Genomic DNA, 15198 nt, shown 5'->3' with positions numbered 1-15198 from the left:
TTTCCTGTTCTGCCTTAAGTCTGGCTGCTTCTTCTGCCGCCTTTCTTTCCTGTTCTGCCTTAAGTCTGGCTGCCTCTTCTGCCGCCTTTCTTTCCTGTTCTGCCTTAAGTCTGGCAGCTTCTTCTGCCGCCTTTTTTTCCTGTTCTGCCTTAAGTCTGGCTGCTTCTTCTGCCGCCTTTCTTTCCTGTTCTGCCTTAAGTCGTACAGCTTCTTCGTTTGCCTTTTTGGCTGCCTCAGCTCGCGCAAGCGCCTTCTGTCTCGCCTGTTCACGCTGCTTTTCCTGTATACGTTTGGCCTCTTCTTCTTTCTCCAGCAAACCGCCCATCGCTTTGGCCGACGTCTCTGGTTCCGGCGGGGCAATAAATGGTTTTACAGCATCAAAATCAACACTCACCGGATCCTGTTCTTGCAAAATATGATCCCATGAGTGTGACTGTGTTTCCATTTCCTCCGCCATAACAGATAACGACTTGTCCTGCGATTCATTTGCAGTGCCCTTATCTGTAGCAGATATATCCTCGTATTCTTTTATTTGACGACAAAACTCAAGACTATCCTCGATTTCGTTCTTATCGTACATACTGTTCCCCATTTCTGCTCGTTATTAAAGCCTAAGTGTTCTACTTGCCTAACATAGAAGAATTACTGAGGCATTTCCAAACTGATCGCCCCTAACTTTCCTGCCCGGAAATCGTCAATCAGACATTTGGCAGCCTTATCCAGATCAAATTCTCCACCAGCCTTCAAACATCCTCTTTTCTCTGCTATCTGCTTCAATGTCTCTTCACTGGTCTTTTCCTCTGCTATTCCATAAAAGTTACTGACAGCATTCGGATAATTCTCCCGCAAATACTGAAGCAGTAAAACGCTTAATTCGTAAATATTATATAACTCATCCTTAATGGATCCAATATAGGCCAGGCGTAATCCAACTTCCTGATCTTCGAACTTAGGCCAAAGGATACCCGGCGTATCTAACAGCTCCTCCATCTTATTCAAACGAATCCACTGCTTTCCTTTTGTAACACCCGGTTTATTACCTGTTTTGGTACAAGCTTTACCGGCATAGCTGTTAATAAAAGTTGATTTTCCAACGTTTGGTATTCCCACGATCATCGCGCGGATCGGACGATTCAAAATACCGCGTCTCCGATCTCTTTCTATTTTTTCTTTACACGCTGCCTGAATAACATTATGAACAGCTTTCACACCTTTTCCATTCTTGGAATTCACTTTCGCTACAAAATAACCCTTTTGCTCATAATACTGCACCCACTGGTCTGTCCGCACCGGATCTGCCAGATCATATTTATTCATCAACAGTATACGTGATTTTCCATTTGCCAACTGATCAATGTCTGGATTCTTGCTGCTATATGGCACTCTCGAATCTACCAACTCAATAATAACATCGATCAGTTTTATGTCTTCCTGCATTGCACGTTTCGCCTTAGTCATATGACCCGGATACCATTGAAACTGCATATTTATCCTCCATTTCAAACTACGTACTAATTTGCCGCAGCACTCGCTGTCGGACTTGCCGACGGATCTGCGTGTTTCTGTTCAAATCCATTGATCCTGTTTACCAACGTAAAATGATTGGTACGGATCCATGCCTTACCAACAATATTTTCCGACATAACATTACCGACATTTGCATTGCGGCTGTCTTCACACTCATTACGATTGTCACAAAGCATAAAGTACTCTCCTTCTGAAAGGGTAAACTCTTCCAGTGCAAGTCCACCATTTTCCATGGTCGGAAATCTATACTTCTCCTTTAACTTATCGCCATCAATATACACTTCCCCATCTTTGATCTGAACCTTTTCTCCAGGCAAACCGATCACACGCTCCACAGTATAATAATTATGCTGCGCTCCATTGTGTTTAACAACCACAACGTCATTTCGTCTAACCTTGTGCAGACGATAGCACATCTTATTGATCAGGATCTCATCCCCATCTTTCAAGGTAGGACTCATATATTTCCCGGATACCGTCATTTTTTCCAGGCCAAAATGGGTAATTGCATATGCCACAAATAATACTACGCCTATTTCTAAAGCACACAGTAAAACACGAAGAAATATTTCTTTTCTCTTTTTACTGTGATCTTCTAAATCAAAGTCATATTTCATATCCGTTCTCCATTTATAAACAGTATGCCTGCAGTGCTCTGATCGCATGCTTGCTGATCAAACATTTATAATGCTCTTTGCAATACTGCTCCATATAAGGACGGGGTGAGCAAATTGTTCCATAATCCGACAATCTGCGACATAAATACTGATACTCGTCCATCTTTAATTTTCCCTTTTTGATCAGCAGATAATACGTTCCACTGTTCTGATCTCGAAACAACTTGCTATTAATATTCTTTTTGGTATAAAAATCTGCAGCAAACTGCTCCAATCCATCCAAATTATCAAAGGAATACACCTTTGCCGAACTTATCAAGCTTTTCTCCTTATCCCGCCTTATCTTAGCAAGATCCTTCATATGCTTTTGATAATTCTCTTTATCGGCATCTACCGTGTTTTTCTTTTGAAATAGATCCATATTTTCGCTGGTATGTATCGCTGCCTGATCGTCCACATCAGGTATCTCGCCATTCTTGAGTCCTTCTACAATAGCTTCTGCGGTCTCATCATCAATAGATCCGGCAAGATGTCGGATTTGATTCAGCATATTATTCATCCCCTCCGGACTTTGATCAGAAAATGTAATGATCAGGGAATTATCAGGCATGCGCATCAATTGCATGGAAACAACGCCGCCTTCAACTTCATAGCCGACTTCTTCCTCTGCTCGTTCTACCAACTGCTCCAAAAACTCACGTGCTTTGTCCTGATCCGTGAAGAAATCCTCGATCTTAAATCCATATTCCTCCATTTCCTCTTCGGACATACGACACTGCACTGTATTCTTATCAATTCTACGAAAATTCAAAACTATCCCTCATTTCTTTGCAAAAATACTATCAGTATAGTCCTCATTATCTTAATCCTAAATGAGCAATCTGTCAAATATGAGGTGTGTTTCTATTGTTTGGATTATGCACCAATGCCAAAATAAACCAAAACAAGAATTCCTAATACGATACGATACCACCCAAACGGCTTAAAATCATGCTTTCGAATATAATCCATTAAGAAACGAATAACGAGCACGGATACCAAAAATGCGGTAAACATTCCCAATAACAGCATTCCTAATTCATAACCGGAAAAATGTAGTCCAAAATGCATCACTTTCATCAAACTAGCACCAAACATGACCGGAATCGCCAAGAAGAATGTAAACTCCGCCGCTACGGTACGGGAAAGTCCGATCACTAAACCACCGATGATCGTTGCACCGGATCTGGATGTTCCCGGGAATAATGCCGCGATCAACTGAAACATACCGATCATAAATGCAGCACGATACGTAATCTGTGCGATGGTTGTCACCTTGGCATCACGTCCCTTGTTCCAGCGTTCTACGATCAAAAACACGATACCAACCAATATCAACATTAATGCAACCACTTGATAATGATAAAAGGCTGCTTCTAATTGATCTCCCCACACCAGCTCAACTACTGCTGCCGGCACACAGGCAACAATAATCTTAAACCACATCGAAAATGTATCCTTTTTAATATAACCTTTTTCCTTGCTGCAAAATGGCCATAGCTGATTCCAAAACATTAATACAACAGCTAAGATCGCCCCCAACTGTATGACAACCAGATACATCTCCCAAAAATCGGAAGATACCTTCATCGGCATGATTTTCTCTAATAAGATCATATGTCCGGTACTACTGATTGGAAGCCATTCCGTAATGCCCTCCACAATACCATAAATAATTGTCTTGATCCACTCCATCTTTCATCCTCTTTTCTTTTTACATTTCACGTTTTGTGATTCCACTCAAACTTCTGAGCAGTCTTTGGCGGTTGTTCTCAATTTCTATTTAAATATTCGAAGACTGTAATTTACCATAAATCTCCTTGCTATTCACAACTGTATTTTCCTTTTAAACAAAAAATGAGACAGAACCTGATCCAAGTTCTGTCTCATTATATCCTATTTTATCATTAAATAGAACCGCTATTCCAAATAATTTAATAATTATTTAGGAATTATTTTACAACCTTTTTTAACTCTTCTGTGAGCTTAGGAACGATCTTATTCAAGTCGCCTACAATACCGTAATCAGCTACGTCAAAGATTGGAGCTGTCTCATCTTTGTTGATTGCAACAATGATGTCAGACTCTTCCATACCTGCTGTATGCTGAATTGCACCGGAAATACCGATTGCAAAATATACGTTAGGACGAACTGTCTTACCAGTCTGTCCAACCTGAAGCTCTTTTGGAAGCCATCCATTATCTACTACGGCACGGGAGCAGCTTACTGTACCACCGATCACATCAGCAAGATCCTGAAGGATCTTGAAGTTCTCAGCACTACCTACACCACGACCACCGGATACGAGGATCTTAGCATCCATAATATCTACGGTATCAGACAATTCTTTAACAACATCCAAGATCTCAACATATTTGTTGTTTGGTGTGAAACCAGGATTGTACTCAATAACCTCAGCCTTAGCACCGGCAATTGGATCAATCTTCTGCATAACACCAGGACGAACAGTTGCCATCTGAGGACGGTTGTCCGGGCAAGCGATTGTTGCGATTGTGTTACCACCAAATGCAGGACGTGTCATAAGAAGCTGGTTATGCTTCTGCTCCTGATTTGGAACTGGATTGATTGGAAAATCACCAATCTCAAGTACAGTACAGTCAGCAGTAAGACCTGTTGCAACACGTGCAGAAACACGAGGACCAAGATCACGACCAATTGCTGTTGCACCAACCAAAACGATTTCCGGCTTATACTCATTGATGACAGAAGCTAATGCATGCGCATATGGCTCTGTTCTATACTCTTTCAGCTCAGGATCATCTACAACGATAACCTTATCTGCGCCGTACTCTGCCAACTGATCTGCAAGACCTTTTACACCAGAACCGATCAGAACTGCTGTAACATCTGTACTCAAATCAGCTGCTAACTCTTTTGCTTTACCAAGCAATTCAAAAGCGATACCGCTTAATTCGTTGTCTACCTGCTGTGCAAAGACATAGACACCCTTATATTCTTCTAAACCCATTTTAGTCACCACTTTTCCTTATTATTGTTAGATTACATGCTTCTCTTTTAACTTGCTCATGATGTAAGATACTGCCTCATCCGGAGAATCTGGAGTAACTTTCTCACCAGCACCCTTTTTAACCTTATCGGATGCTTTCGCAATCTTAGTTGGTGAACCCTTCAAACCTAAGTTAGAGTCATCAACATCTTTCAAATCAGCTCTGCCCCAAACAGTGATCTCCTTATCAAATGCATCGAAGATTCCGCCAGGAGTCATGTAACGTGGCTCGTTCAACTCAGAAAGAGCTGTTACGAGACAAGGCATTTTAGCCTTTAATACATGATATCTATCATCGTACTGACGCTCAACAATAACGCTGTCACCTTCTACCTTAATATCCTTTGCATAGGAAATTACCGGAATATCCAAATGCTCAGAAATCTGTGGTCCTACCTGAGCGGTATCACCATCAATAGCCTGACGACCTGTGATGATCAAATCATAATCAATGTTTCTAAGAGCACCTGCGATCGTTGTAGAAGTAGCCCAAGTATCAGCACCACCAAGTACACGATCTGTTACCAAAATACCGTTATCTGCACCCATAGCCATTGCTTCACGAAGAACTTCCTCAGCCTTTGGAAGACCCATGGTCAATACAGTAACCTCTGCTCCTGTTTCATCTTTAATTCTAAGTGCTGCTTCCAAACCTGCTTTATCATCAGGGTTCATGATGGCAAGCATTGCACCTCTGTCCAGTGTACCATCTGGATTAAACTTTACTCCGCCTTTGGTATCTGGAACCTGCTTTATACATACTACAATTTTCACGGCAATGTCACTCCTTGTCTTATATAATTTGCAATTATCAGTTCTTACTTCAAAAGAGCACCAGAGATTACCATACGCTGAACTTCAGAAGTTCCCTCGTAAATCTCTGTGATCTTAGCATCACGCATCATACGCTCTACATCGTACTCTCTGATATAACCATATCCACCGAACAACTGTACACACTTTGTAGTAACTTCCATTGCTACCTCTGCTGCGAACAATTTTGCCATAGCAGCCTCTACAGAGTAAGAAACTCTAGCGCCATCAGCAAACTGCTGTTTCTTAAGTGCAGCCTTGTATACAAGATTCTTAGCAGCCTCTACCTTTGTTGCCATATTAGCAAGCTGGAACTGTGTATTCTGCTGCTGAGCGATTGTACGGCCAAACTGTTTTCTTTCCTTTGTGTACTCGATTGTTCTCTCCAGTGCACCCTCTGCAAGACCAAGTGCCTGGGAAGCGATACCAATACGACCACCATCCAAAGTATGCATTGCAATTGGGAATCCTTTTCCTCTTACACCGAGCATAGAATCTGCAGGGATTCTGCAATCCTCGAAGATCAACTCATATGTGGATGAACCACGGATACCCATTTTCTTCTCTTTTGTACCGAAGGAGAATCCAGGTGTTCCCTTCTCTACGATAAATGCAGAGAATTTCTTAACTTTTCTGCCTCTCTTGTCTTCGATAACATCTGTATAAGCAATGATGATATAAACATCAGCAACTTTACCGTTTGTAATGAAGCACTTAGAACCATTTAAGATCCACTCACCAGTTGCTTCATCCTGAACAGCCTTTGTCTGAACACCCTGAGCATCTGTACCTGCACCCGGCTCAGTAAGACCGAAGGCACCAAGTTTTTTGCCACTGCAGAGATCCGGAAGGAATTTCTGCTTCTGATCTTCTGTTCCATAAGTAAGGATCGGATCAACGCAAAGAGAAGTATGTGCGGATACAACAACACCTGTTGTACCACAAACCTTAGACAACTCCTCTACACACATAATGTATGTTAAAATGTCAGCGCCCTGTCCGCCGTACTCCTTAGGAACCGGAATTCCTAAGAATCCGCTCTTACCCATCTTATCAACCGTTACCTGTGGGAATGCTTCTGTCTCATCTGTTTCCTGAGCCAGAGGCTTAACTTCATTTTCAGCGAAATCTTTGAATAACTGTCTCGCCATCTCATGCTGTTTACTTAATGTAAAATCCATGATTTCTTTTACCACCTTTCATGTCATATTTATTGTGTGCTGTTTCAGACACATATTTTATTTTTAATGTTCTGCCAAAACAACTTGTTCTGACAGAACACTAAAAAATGTGAACTCATTTCAGAATTGATTACAGCGCATCAACCGGTGTCTTTGTACGGTCAGCATTGTATACATAGAATCCTTTACCACTCTTAACACCAAGGTTACCGCCACGTACCATCTTACGAAGAAGTGGGCATGCACGATACTTGCTGTCACCAGTCTCATTGTAAAGTACATCCATGATAGCTAAGCAGATATCAAGACCTACGAAATCACCTAACTCCAATGGTCCCATTGGATGATTTGCACCAAGCTTCATAGCTGCATCGATACCAGCGATGTCAGATACACCTTCCATCTTAATGAAAGCTGCTTCGTTGATCATTGGGATAAGGATACGGTTTACTACGAAACCAGCAGCCTCATTAACCTGTACAGGAGTCTTTCCAATTTCCTCAGAAATCTTCTTGATTGTCTCAACTGTCTCAGCTGGTGTATTAACACCTGCAATAACCTCGATCAGCTTCATGCGGTCTGCCGGGTTAAAGAAATGCATACCTACCATCGGACGAGTTAAACCATTACCGATCTCTGTAATAGAAAGACTGGATGTATTAGAAGCAAATACACACTCCGGCTTAGCAATCTTGTCAAGCTCAGCGAATGTTGTCTTCTTAACCTGCATGTCTTCAAATGCAGCTTCTACGATAAGATCGCAGTCAGCACAAAGGTTTTCTTTCAAGCCCGGTGTGATTCTGCCAAGGATAGCATCTACAGCGTCCTGTGTCATCTTACCCTTCTGTACCAATCTGTCATAGCCTTTAGCGATCTTCTCTTTACCGCCATCAGCCCACTCCTGCTTAATGTCGCAGAGAGCTACCTCATATCCTTCATTCTGAGCAAATGCCTTAGCAATGCCCTGTCCCATAGTACCAGCACCAATAACGCCTACTTTCATGATATTACCTCCATATTTTAATTAATTTTTTGGGGAAACGGATGAAAATCCGCTTTGACTATAGTAAAGTGCCAGGGGATGATCACTCATCCCATGACACCCACCAATTCGATTTTAACAGTTTTTGAAAGGAACTACTTTAACTTTCTGATCCTTTGGAGCTAAGAAATTGCCCATTCCAGCTTTCTGATCTTCTGTCTCAAAGCAGTCACCAAATAACTTTTCTTCAATCTCAACAGCTTTGTCGATAGATACCTGAAGACCTTCGTTGATTGCTTTCTTGCAATTACGAACAGCGATCGGAGCCTGTTTTGCAATACCTGCAGCCATCTTCTGTGCTGCCGGGAGAAGCTCCTCTAATGGATATACCGCATTTACAAGACCAATGCGATATGCCTCGTCAGCCTTAATATTTCTTGCTGTGTAGATCAACTGCTTAGCCATTCCAGGACTTACCAAACGAGCCAGTCTCTGTGTTCCACCAAATCCAGGTGTAATACCAAGACCAGCTTCAGGCTGTCCAAATACAGCATTCTCAGAGCAGATACGAATATCGCAGCTCATAGAGATCTCGCATCCGCCACCAAGTGCGAATCCGTTCACTGCAGCGATCACAGGGATTGGGAAATGTTCTAACTTAAGGAATACATCATTTCCCTTCTTACCAAACGCCTCACCCTCGGCCTTTGTGAGTGTACTCATCTCTCCGATGTCAGCACCTGCAACAAATGATTTCTCACCTGCTCCGGTAAGGATCAAGCAGCGAACTGTATCCAGATCAACTGCATCTAATGTAGCATTCAGCTCGTCCAACACCTGGCTGTTCAAAGCATTCAATGCCTTTGGACGATTGATTGTAATGGTTCCTACTGCACCATCTACTTCATATAAAATAAAATCCATGATTATGTCTCCTTTATGTGATTACTTTATCAACCGCAATCTGTGAATTACTCTTTCTCAACGATTGTTGAGCAACCCATTCCACCACCGATACAAAGTGTTGCAAGACCCTTCTGACCTTTCTCCATCTGATGCAGAAGTGTAACAAGGATACGGCAGCCTGATGCTCCAACCGGATGACCAAGTGCAATTGCTCCACCTTTCTTATTAACTTTAGACATATCGAACTTAAGATCCTTAGCAACTGCTACAGACTGTGCTGCAAATGCCTCATTTGCCTCGATAATATCCATATCATCAATTGTAAGACCTGTTTTCTTCAAAAGCTTGTTCGTAGATGCAACCGGTCCAACACCCATGATAGCTGGATCAACACCGCCCAATGCACCGCCAATAAATGTTGCCATTGGAGTAACACCAAGTTCTTTTGCTTTCTCTTCGCTCATTACAACGATTGCTGCAGCACCATCATTGATACCGGAAGCGTTACCAGCTGTAACGACACCGCCCTCTTTACCGGAGCAGCATTTCAGCTTGCTAAGGCTCTCTGCTGTTGTTCCAGCACGAGGTCCCTCATCCTTAGAGAAGATGATTGGCTCTTTTGTCTTTCTATCTACACCTGTCTGAACAGGTACGATCTCTGCATCAAATCCGCCTGCAGCAATTGCAGCTTCACATTTCTGCTGACTGCTTGCAGCAAACTCATCTAACTCTTCACGAGTAAGATTCCACTGATCAGCAACATTCTCAGCTGTGATCATCATATGATACTGATTGAATGCATCCCAAAGTGCATCATTTACCATGGTATCTACTAACTTACCGTTGTTCATACGGTATCCGAAACGGCCCTGCATCATAGCATATGGTGCCATCGACATATTCTCCATACCACCAGCAACAACGATGTCAGCATCTCCTGCTTCGATCATCTGAGCTGCCATATTTACACAGTTCAAACCAGAACCACATACGACATTTACTGTAACTGCCGGTGTCTCAATAGGAAGACCTGCCTTAATAGATGCCTGGCGTGCTACGTTCTGTCCAAGACCTGCCTGGATTACACAGCCCATATATACATGATCAACTTCTTCCTTTGGAACTCCTGCTCTCTTAAGAGCTTCCTCGATAACGATAGAACCTAACACTGGTGCCGGAGTCTTGCTCAATCCTCCACCCATTTTACCGATTGCAGTACGACATGCGCCTGCCAAAACAACTTTCTTTGCCATAACTAAATCCTCCTTGTTTGATATGTGCAGAACAATCCATACAATATATAGCGTTCCATATGCACTCTTTGCCTCTATGATATATCAAATTGAAATAATTAGCAAGCATTTTTCTTTCATTGTTTGTGGAATTCCGACAAAATTTGTCAGCAAAGATTTCTCTGCGATTTGTTGCGAATAAAATGATTTCGTGCTATTTTATTAGATAAGAGTTTTACATAGGATCTGAAATTTCTTCTACACTTTCGGATTCTCAATTCAAAACAGATATGGAGGAGAAAGAATATGAACTTTCAAACAATGTACAACGAAAAGCTAACTTCCGCAGAAGATGCGGTCAAAGTTGTCAATTCCGGCGACTGGGTTGATTACGGATGGTGCACAGGTACGCCGGTAGCCTTGGATGCTGCTATGGCAAAACGTCTTCCGGAATTGACTGATGTAAACTTCAGAGGCGGTATTTTAATGCACGTTCCGGAGATTTTCAAGATTGACTCTCCTGCACAGCATATGACTTGGAATTCTTGGCATATGGGCGGCATCGAACGTAAAGCAATCGCACAAAATTTCTCATTTTATAATCCGATCCGTTACTCCGAGCTGCCGCGTTATTACCGCGACTCCGCTACCCCTTCCCGTGTAGCAATGTTTCAGGTAGCTCCAATGGACAAACACGGCTATTTCAATTTTGGACCAAACGCCTCTCATATGGCTGCTGTCTGTGAGCGCGCAGAGATTATTATCGTGGAAGTTAATGAAAATATGCCTCGCTGCTTAGGTGGATTTGAAGAGGGAATCCATATCAGTCAGGTGGCCATGATCGTAGAAGGCTCCAATCCGGCTATTGATGCAACGGGCGCTGCTGCTCCTGCTACAGAAGTAGATGAAGCTGTTGCAAAATATATCGTAGATGAAATTCCAGACGGTGCCTGCCTGCAGCTCGGTATCGGCGGCATGCCAAATGCAGTCGGTTCTCTCATTGCTAAGTCCGACCTTAAAGATCTTGGTGTACACACAGAAATGTATGTAGATGCCTTTGTGGATATTGCAAAAGCCGGCAAGATCACCGGCATGAACAAGAGCATTGATAAAGGCCGTCAGGTATATGCTTTCGGTGCCGGAACACAAAAATTATATGACTACTTAGACGAAAACCCTCAGTGCATGAGTGCCCCGGTCAATTATACCAATGACATCCGCTCCATTTCCGCATTGGATAATTTCATTTCCATTAATAATGCAGTGGATATTGACTTGTACGGACAGATCAACGCTGAGAGTGCAGGAACCAAACAGATCAGCGGTGCAGGCGGACAGTTAGACTTTGTATTAGGCGCTTACCTTTCCAACGGTGGTAAATCCTTCATTTGCATGTCTTCTACTTTCACCGCTAAGGATGGCACCGTAAATTCCAGAATCCGTCCTACTTTGGCGAATGGTTCTATTGTAACAGATACACGTGCCAATGTTCATTACTTCGTAACCGAATATGGTATTGTTAATCTCAAAGGACTTTCCTCCTGGCAGAAAGCAGAAGCCATTATTTCCGTGGCTCATCCTGATTTCCGCGACCAGTTGATCGCAGAGGCAGAACAGATGAAGATTTGGAAACAGAGCAATAAACGCTAAGCGGAACATTTATAAAAAACAGCCGAAGATGGATAACGTCCCTACGAAAAACGGACGTTATCCATCTTATTTTTAAAAGTGAAATCAAAATACCTGAACAAAAAGGACCGTAAAATACTCTCCTAACAAAAAACGCTTAAACTGTAATGTTTAAGCGTTTTTTAATGGCTAAATCCTTAAGCTTCTTTTTTTGCTGGCAGAATTATTAAGCTTCTTTTTTGCTGTCAGTTTTTGCCTGAAACTTTTCATTAACGATCACAAAGCGCTCATGTACGCCTTCGCCGATCAGCCCTTTTGTATCATAAGCCTTTACTGTAAATACCAGTCTTCTTCCATCTACCTCTGTCAGTTCTGTCTCACATGTGATCTCCATACCAACCGGTGAAGCGGAAACGTGTTTCACATTCATTAATGTTCCTACCGTTCCCATGCCATCCTCTAATTCTGCTGTAACACTTTTGTAAGCAGTCTCTTCCATCAATGCGATCATCGCAGGCGTTGCATAAACAGCAAGCTCACCGCTTCCCATCTCTTTTGCCGTAAGTTTCTCCGTCACTACCTGACGTCCGGTTCCCTTGATTCCTTTTTCTAACATTGTATCCTCTCTTTCTGTTTAATGTACTCTATCCTCACTATATTGTCGACTGCCCCGTGCCAAAATTTCATTTGTCAACGCATTACCATTTATCTTACACCGGACATTCCGACAGCACAGCAAAAATGCGTTTCGATGCTAGTTTTCAAATTCCACGACTACATAATAACCGCGGTCATTGTGGGTTACGTCCTTTACAATACCATCTCTGCTCTGTATCCTCTCATTTACCTTAAAACAGCCGGACATAGCAACAGCAGGCTCTATGATATAGGAATAATTCAGTGCTGTCTTTTTTTCACTGACATGCACTGCATCCCCTGCTTTCACCAGACCGGGACGTTCCATCTTAAACGTCATCTCCCGCATACCATTACCTCCTTTTAACTCTTACGTATAAATTCTGTCCGACATTGCGGACACGTGATCGCAATCTTTCCTTTTCCTCTCGGCACACGAATCCGCTGCTTACAGGATGGACATTTGTAAATACGATTCTCGCGCCGATCCTTGATGCGAGAACAAAACTTCTGCCAACGCTTACGGAATATACCCGCAAACATCAAATATTGTTCATTTTCGCGGTACCGCTTTGTGCAATTTCGTGACATTATACGGTAATCGACGTAGAACACTAAAAATAATGCAACACCCATCAACAGCGCACTAACTGCCCGAATTGATATTATATTTCCGATAATATACATCGGAATAGCTACAATAAACAGAAACTCTGAATATTGATCCACTATGCCATAACGCCCTTGCATAAATCTTCTGATGCGTTCTTTTAATCTCATCTTGTATCCTCCATCTTCTATATCCAATAAATCCTGTCCTGCATACACAGCGCAGAAATTCATAGAATATTTGACGATAAGCCGTCCTGCGATTCTTAATCGCGAATCTTAAAACCACTTATAAGTCTAAAGGATCGTATAAATAATTCAATAGCTCTAATTATAAAATATTCTTAAAATTCTATAAAACTCCGTCACTTCGTTTCGAAGGAAAACTCCTGCAACAAATGAATTTCATTATCCATCGGCTGATACTTCACGTGCAGTACATCCCCGGCACTAATGCGTATCAACGATTCATCTTCTTTGAACGCCTGTTTATATACCTGATGATTCGTATCTTTGATATATACCATAGTTCCATCATCCGAATCAATATACTCCACACTCTGCACAGTGATCGTATCCTCTTTCAGATCATTTTCCTCGGTTTCCAGCTTTCCATCGGAAGCTAGGAGCGTCTTATACTCTTCAAACACTTTTGTCTGAGATGTCGCTGTTGCAACAATATTGTACTGCTCCACATTAACCATCGCATACAATTTAACCAATCCACCGGCGTCCTTAAGAACCATAATATACGTTGGAGTACCCGACACATTGATCAGGCTTGGAAAAGATGCCTTATAGCCTTTTTCCTGCACCTCTCCCTCTGCGGCAGACATAGCAGAATGTTCTTCCGCACCGGACACCTGATAATATCTCGCCTCCGAGGTACGCTGATTCATCATCACAAATCCAATATTAGACTGATCCCCATTTGCCGATGTAACACCAGTATATACCCACACATCATCGCCAATGATCTTATATCCAAAATCATCCGTTGCCTGCTTACAGCCTTTCTGCCCGATAATACTGTTAATATATCCACCAGACAGCATACCATGCCAATTATACTTTTTCGTAAGCAGATGACCATCATATACACTATCCACCCAAGATGGACAATCTCCAATCGCATAATATTTGCACTCACCATCGATTGGATCACAAATGATCACACCATTCACATCTATGCCGCCAAACAATCCAACTCTTGCTGTCATTGTCGGACAAATATAATATGGATTTCCATCATCATCCACCTCAAATTTATATCCGCTAATGATCTTGGTTGGATAAGTAAGCTGCACATGACGCTGCAGATTATAATTAAAATATGCCGAGGGAACATATTTCATCGGCTTTGTCAGTTTCACATACTTAGCCTCTGAATTCACCGGATTAACCTGTACATATCCCGGCACACCACTGTTTCGATTATTCCACCATTTGAAGAAACTCGCGTACTTCAATCCCGAAACTTTCATGGGCTGTCCTTTAATGCTGATCTGCGTATAATCCGCTTCGATCTCGTACTGGCTGACCACATCCGACAAAGAACCAATCTTACGATTACCAAATATCCTGGCACTCTCCGTATCCATCAATGCAATGTCTGTAACTTGATCAGACTGCTCTATATCCTCCGTAAATTCCCGTTTATCTACCGGAAGCAGATTTGCATAGGCACGTGAACGAAATAGCGTAGCGCCTAACGCCGAACCAACGATCAGCACACCAACACATACGATAACCAATACACTGCAAAGCTTCGCAAACCACGAAAATTCCTTGATCGACGGTTTCTTAGACAATCTTCCAACCATCTGAGAAATGGATGATTTTGCTCCCAGAATGATCGCCAACGACAAAAAAACAACGATCAATGTTGTCCAAAAAATCTCCAAATGTATATTGATCGCCGGGAAATAGGCATAATAAAACCCACCGATCACTGCTGCAAAAATAACAAACAAGGCAATTCTCACCTTTAATTTCATA

General features: G+C 42.2%; 16 protein-coding genes. 1 reads left to right on the top strand and 15 read right to left on the bottom strand.

Going from position 1 to position 15198, the window contains the following annotated elements:
• From DXB73_RS14500 to DXB73_RS05770, 11 genes are all read right to left on the bottom strand, one after another.
• Positions 1-580: cell envelope integrity protein TolA (locus DXB73_RS14500; RefSeq protein ID WP_182448502.1), on the bottom strand; the 580-nt coding region annotated here is incomplete at its 3' end.
• Between the two features lie 62 nt (positions 581-642).
• Positions 643-1485: a ribosome biogenesis GTPase YlqF gene (ylqF, locus tag DXB73_RS05815; protein WP_118690421.1), complete on the bottom strand. Its 843-nt coding sequence runs from the start codon at positions 1483-1485 to the stop codon at positions 643-645.
• Between the two features lie 26 nt (positions 1486-1511).
• Positions 1512-2144, bottom strand: a complete 633-nt coding sequence (gene lepB / locus DXB73_RS05810; protein WP_182434119.1) for a signal peptidase I — start codon at positions 2142-2144, stop codon at positions 1512-1514.
• A 13-nt stretch (positions 2145-2157) separates the two neighbouring features.
• Positions 2158-2955 (bottom strand): adaptor protein MecA, encoded by a 798-nt coding sequence (locus tag DXB73_RS05805; RefSeq protein ID WP_022025322.1) that lies wholly within the window; start codon positions 2953-2955, stop codon positions 2158-2160.
• 104 nt (positions 2956-3059) lie between these two features.
• Complete coding sequence (locus DXB73_RS05800) at positions 3060-3878, bottom strand: undecaprenyl-diphosphate phosphatase (protein ID WP_022025323.1); 819 nt, start codon at positions 3876-3878, stop codon at positions 3060-3062.
• A gap of 257 nt (positions 3879-4135) precedes the next feature.
• Complete coding sequence (locus DXB73_RS05795; protein ID WP_118690420.1) at positions 4136-5173, bottom strand: electron transfer flavoprotein subunit alpha/FixB family protein; 1038 nt, start codon at positions 5171-5173, stop codon at positions 4136-4138.
• A gap of 27 nt (positions 5174-5200) precedes the next feature.
• Positions 5201-5986: an electron transfer flavoprotein subunit beta/FixA family protein gene (locus tag DXB73_RS05790; protein ID WP_022025325.1), complete on the bottom strand. Its 786-nt coding sequence runs from the start codon at positions 5984-5986 to the stop codon at positions 5201-5203.
• 44 nt (positions 5987-6030) lie between these two features.
• The gene (locus DXB73_RS05785; protein WP_022025326.1) at positions 6031-7206 is read right to left on the bottom strand and encodes an acyl-CoA dehydrogenase; all 1176 of its coding nucleotides are present in this window, start codon (positions 7204-7206) and stop codon (positions 6031-6033) included.
• A gap of 130 nt (positions 7207-7336) precedes the next feature.
• The gene (locus DXB73_RS05780; RefSeq protein WP_118690419.1) at positions 7337-8209 is read right to left on the bottom strand and encodes a 3-hydroxyacyl-CoA dehydrogenase NAD-binding domain-containing protein; all 873 of its coding nucleotides are present in this window, start codon (positions 8207-8209) and stop codon (positions 7337-7339) included.
• A 114-nt stretch (positions 8210-8323) separates the two neighbouring features.
• Entirely contained in the window at positions 8324-9112 is a 789-nt protein-coding gene (locus tag DXB73_RS05775; protein ID WP_022025328.1) for an enoyl-CoA hydratase-related protein, read from the bottom strand.
• A 47-nt stretch (positions 9113-9159) separates the two neighbouring features.
• Positions 9160-10347 carry an acetyl-CoA C-acetyltransferase gene (locus DXB73_RS05770; RefSeq protein ID WP_118690418.1) on the bottom strand — a complete coding sequence of 396 codons (1188 nt, stop codon included), beginning with the start codon at positions 10345-10347 and terminating at the stop codon, positions 9160-9162.
• A 285-nt stretch (positions 10348-10632) separates the two neighbouring features.
• Between DXB73_RS05770 and DXB73_RS05765 the strand changes: the two genes are divergently transcribed.
• Positions 10633-11976 (top strand): butyryl-CoA:acetate CoA-transferase, encoded by a 1344-nt coding sequence (locus tag DXB73_RS05765; RefSeq protein ID WP_118690417.1) that lies wholly within the window; start codon positions 10633-10635, stop codon positions 11974-11976.
• Positions 11977-12181: 205 nt separating this feature from the next.
• Here DXB73_RS05765 and DXB73_RS05760 read toward each other — a convergent pair whose 3' ends face one another.
• From DXB73_RS05760 to DXB73_RS05745, 4 genes are all read right to left on the bottom strand, one after another.
• Positions 12182-12571 (bottom strand): thioesterase family protein, encoded by a 390-nt coding sequence (locus DXB73_RS05760; protein ID WP_118506829.1) that lies wholly within the window; start codon positions 12569-12571, stop codon positions 12182-12184.
• A 138-nt stretch (positions 12572-12709) separates the two neighbouring features.
• The gene (locus tag DXB73_RS05755; RefSeq protein ID WP_022025333.1) at positions 12710-12940 is read right to left on the bottom strand and encodes a hypothetical protein; all 231 of its coding nucleotides are present in this window, start codon (positions 12938-12940) and stop codon (positions 12710-12712) included.
• Positions 12941-12954: 14 nt separating this feature from the next.
• A complete protein-coding gene (locus tag DXB73_RS05750) occupies positions 12955-13371 on the bottom strand; it encodes a hypothetical protein (protein ID WP_118690471.1) in 417 nt (138 codons plus the stop codon).
• 194 nt (positions 13372-13565) lie between these two features.
• Complete coding sequence (locus DXB73_RS05745; protein WP_118690416.1) at positions 13566-15197, bottom strand: hypothetical protein; 1632 nt, start codon at positions 15195-15197, stop codon at positions 13566-13568.
• Position 15198 lies beyond the last annotated feature (1 nt).

Source organism: Clostridium sp. OM05-6BH, assembly GCF_003481635.1.
Lineage (GTDB): Bacteria > Bacillota > Clostridia > Lachnospirales > Lachnospiraceae > Butyribacter.
Note: the sequence above shows the minus strand (reverse complement) of the source record. Positions and strands in the feature narration are given on the sequence as shown.

Coding starts and splice junctions, on each gene's coding strand:
- DXB73_RS05765 (WP_118690417.1), top strand. CDS start 10,633: ATGAACTTTCAAACAATGTACAACGAAAAGCTAACTTCCGCAGAAGAT.
- DXB73_RS05775 (WP_022025328.1), bottom strand. CDS start 9,112: ATGGATTTTATTTTATATGAAGTAGATGGTGCAGTAGGAACCATTACA.
- DXB73_RS05785 (WP_022025326.1), bottom strand. CDS start 7,206: ATGGATTTTACATTAAGTAAACAGCATGAGATGGCGAGACAGTTATTC.
- DXB73_RS05745 (WP_118690416.1), bottom strand. CDS start 15,197: ATGAAATTAAAGGTGAGAATTGCCTTGTTTGTTATTTTTGCAGCAGTG.
- DXB73_RS05770 (WP_118690418.1), bottom strand. CDS start 10,347: ATGGCAAAGAAAGTTGTTTTGGCAGGCGCATGTCGTACTGCAATCGGT.
- DXB73_RS05755 (WP_022025333.1), bottom strand. CDS start 12,940: ATGCGGGAGATGACGTTTAAGATGGAACGTCCCGGTCTGGTGAAAGCA.
- DXB73_RS05780 (WP_118690419.1), bottom strand. CDS start 8,209: ATGAAAGTAGGCGTTATTGGTGCTGGTACTATGGGACAGGGCATTGCT.
- DXB73_RS05800 (WP_022025323.1), bottom strand. CDS start 3,878: ATGGAGTGGATCAAGACAATTATTTATGGTATTGTGGAGGGCATTACG.
- lepB (WP_182434119.1), bottom strand. CDS start 2,144: ATGAAATATGACTTTGATTTAGAAGATCACAGTAAAAAGAGAAAAGAA.
- DXB73_RS05795 (WP_118690420.1), bottom strand. CDS start 5,173: ATGGGTTTAGAAGAATATAAGGGTGTCTATGTCTTTGCACAGCAGGTA.
- ylqF (WP_118690421.1), bottom strand. CDS start 1,485: ATGCAGTTTCAATGGTATCCGGGTCATATGACTAAGGCGAAACGTGCA.
- DXB73_RS05750 (WP_118690471.1), bottom strand. CDS start 13,371: ATGAGATTAAAAGAACGCATCAGAAGATTTATGCAAGGGCGTTATGGC.
- DXB73_RS05760 (WP_118506829.1), bottom strand. CDS start 12,571: ATGTTAGAAAAAGGAATCAAGGGAACCGGACGTCAGGTAGTGACGGAG.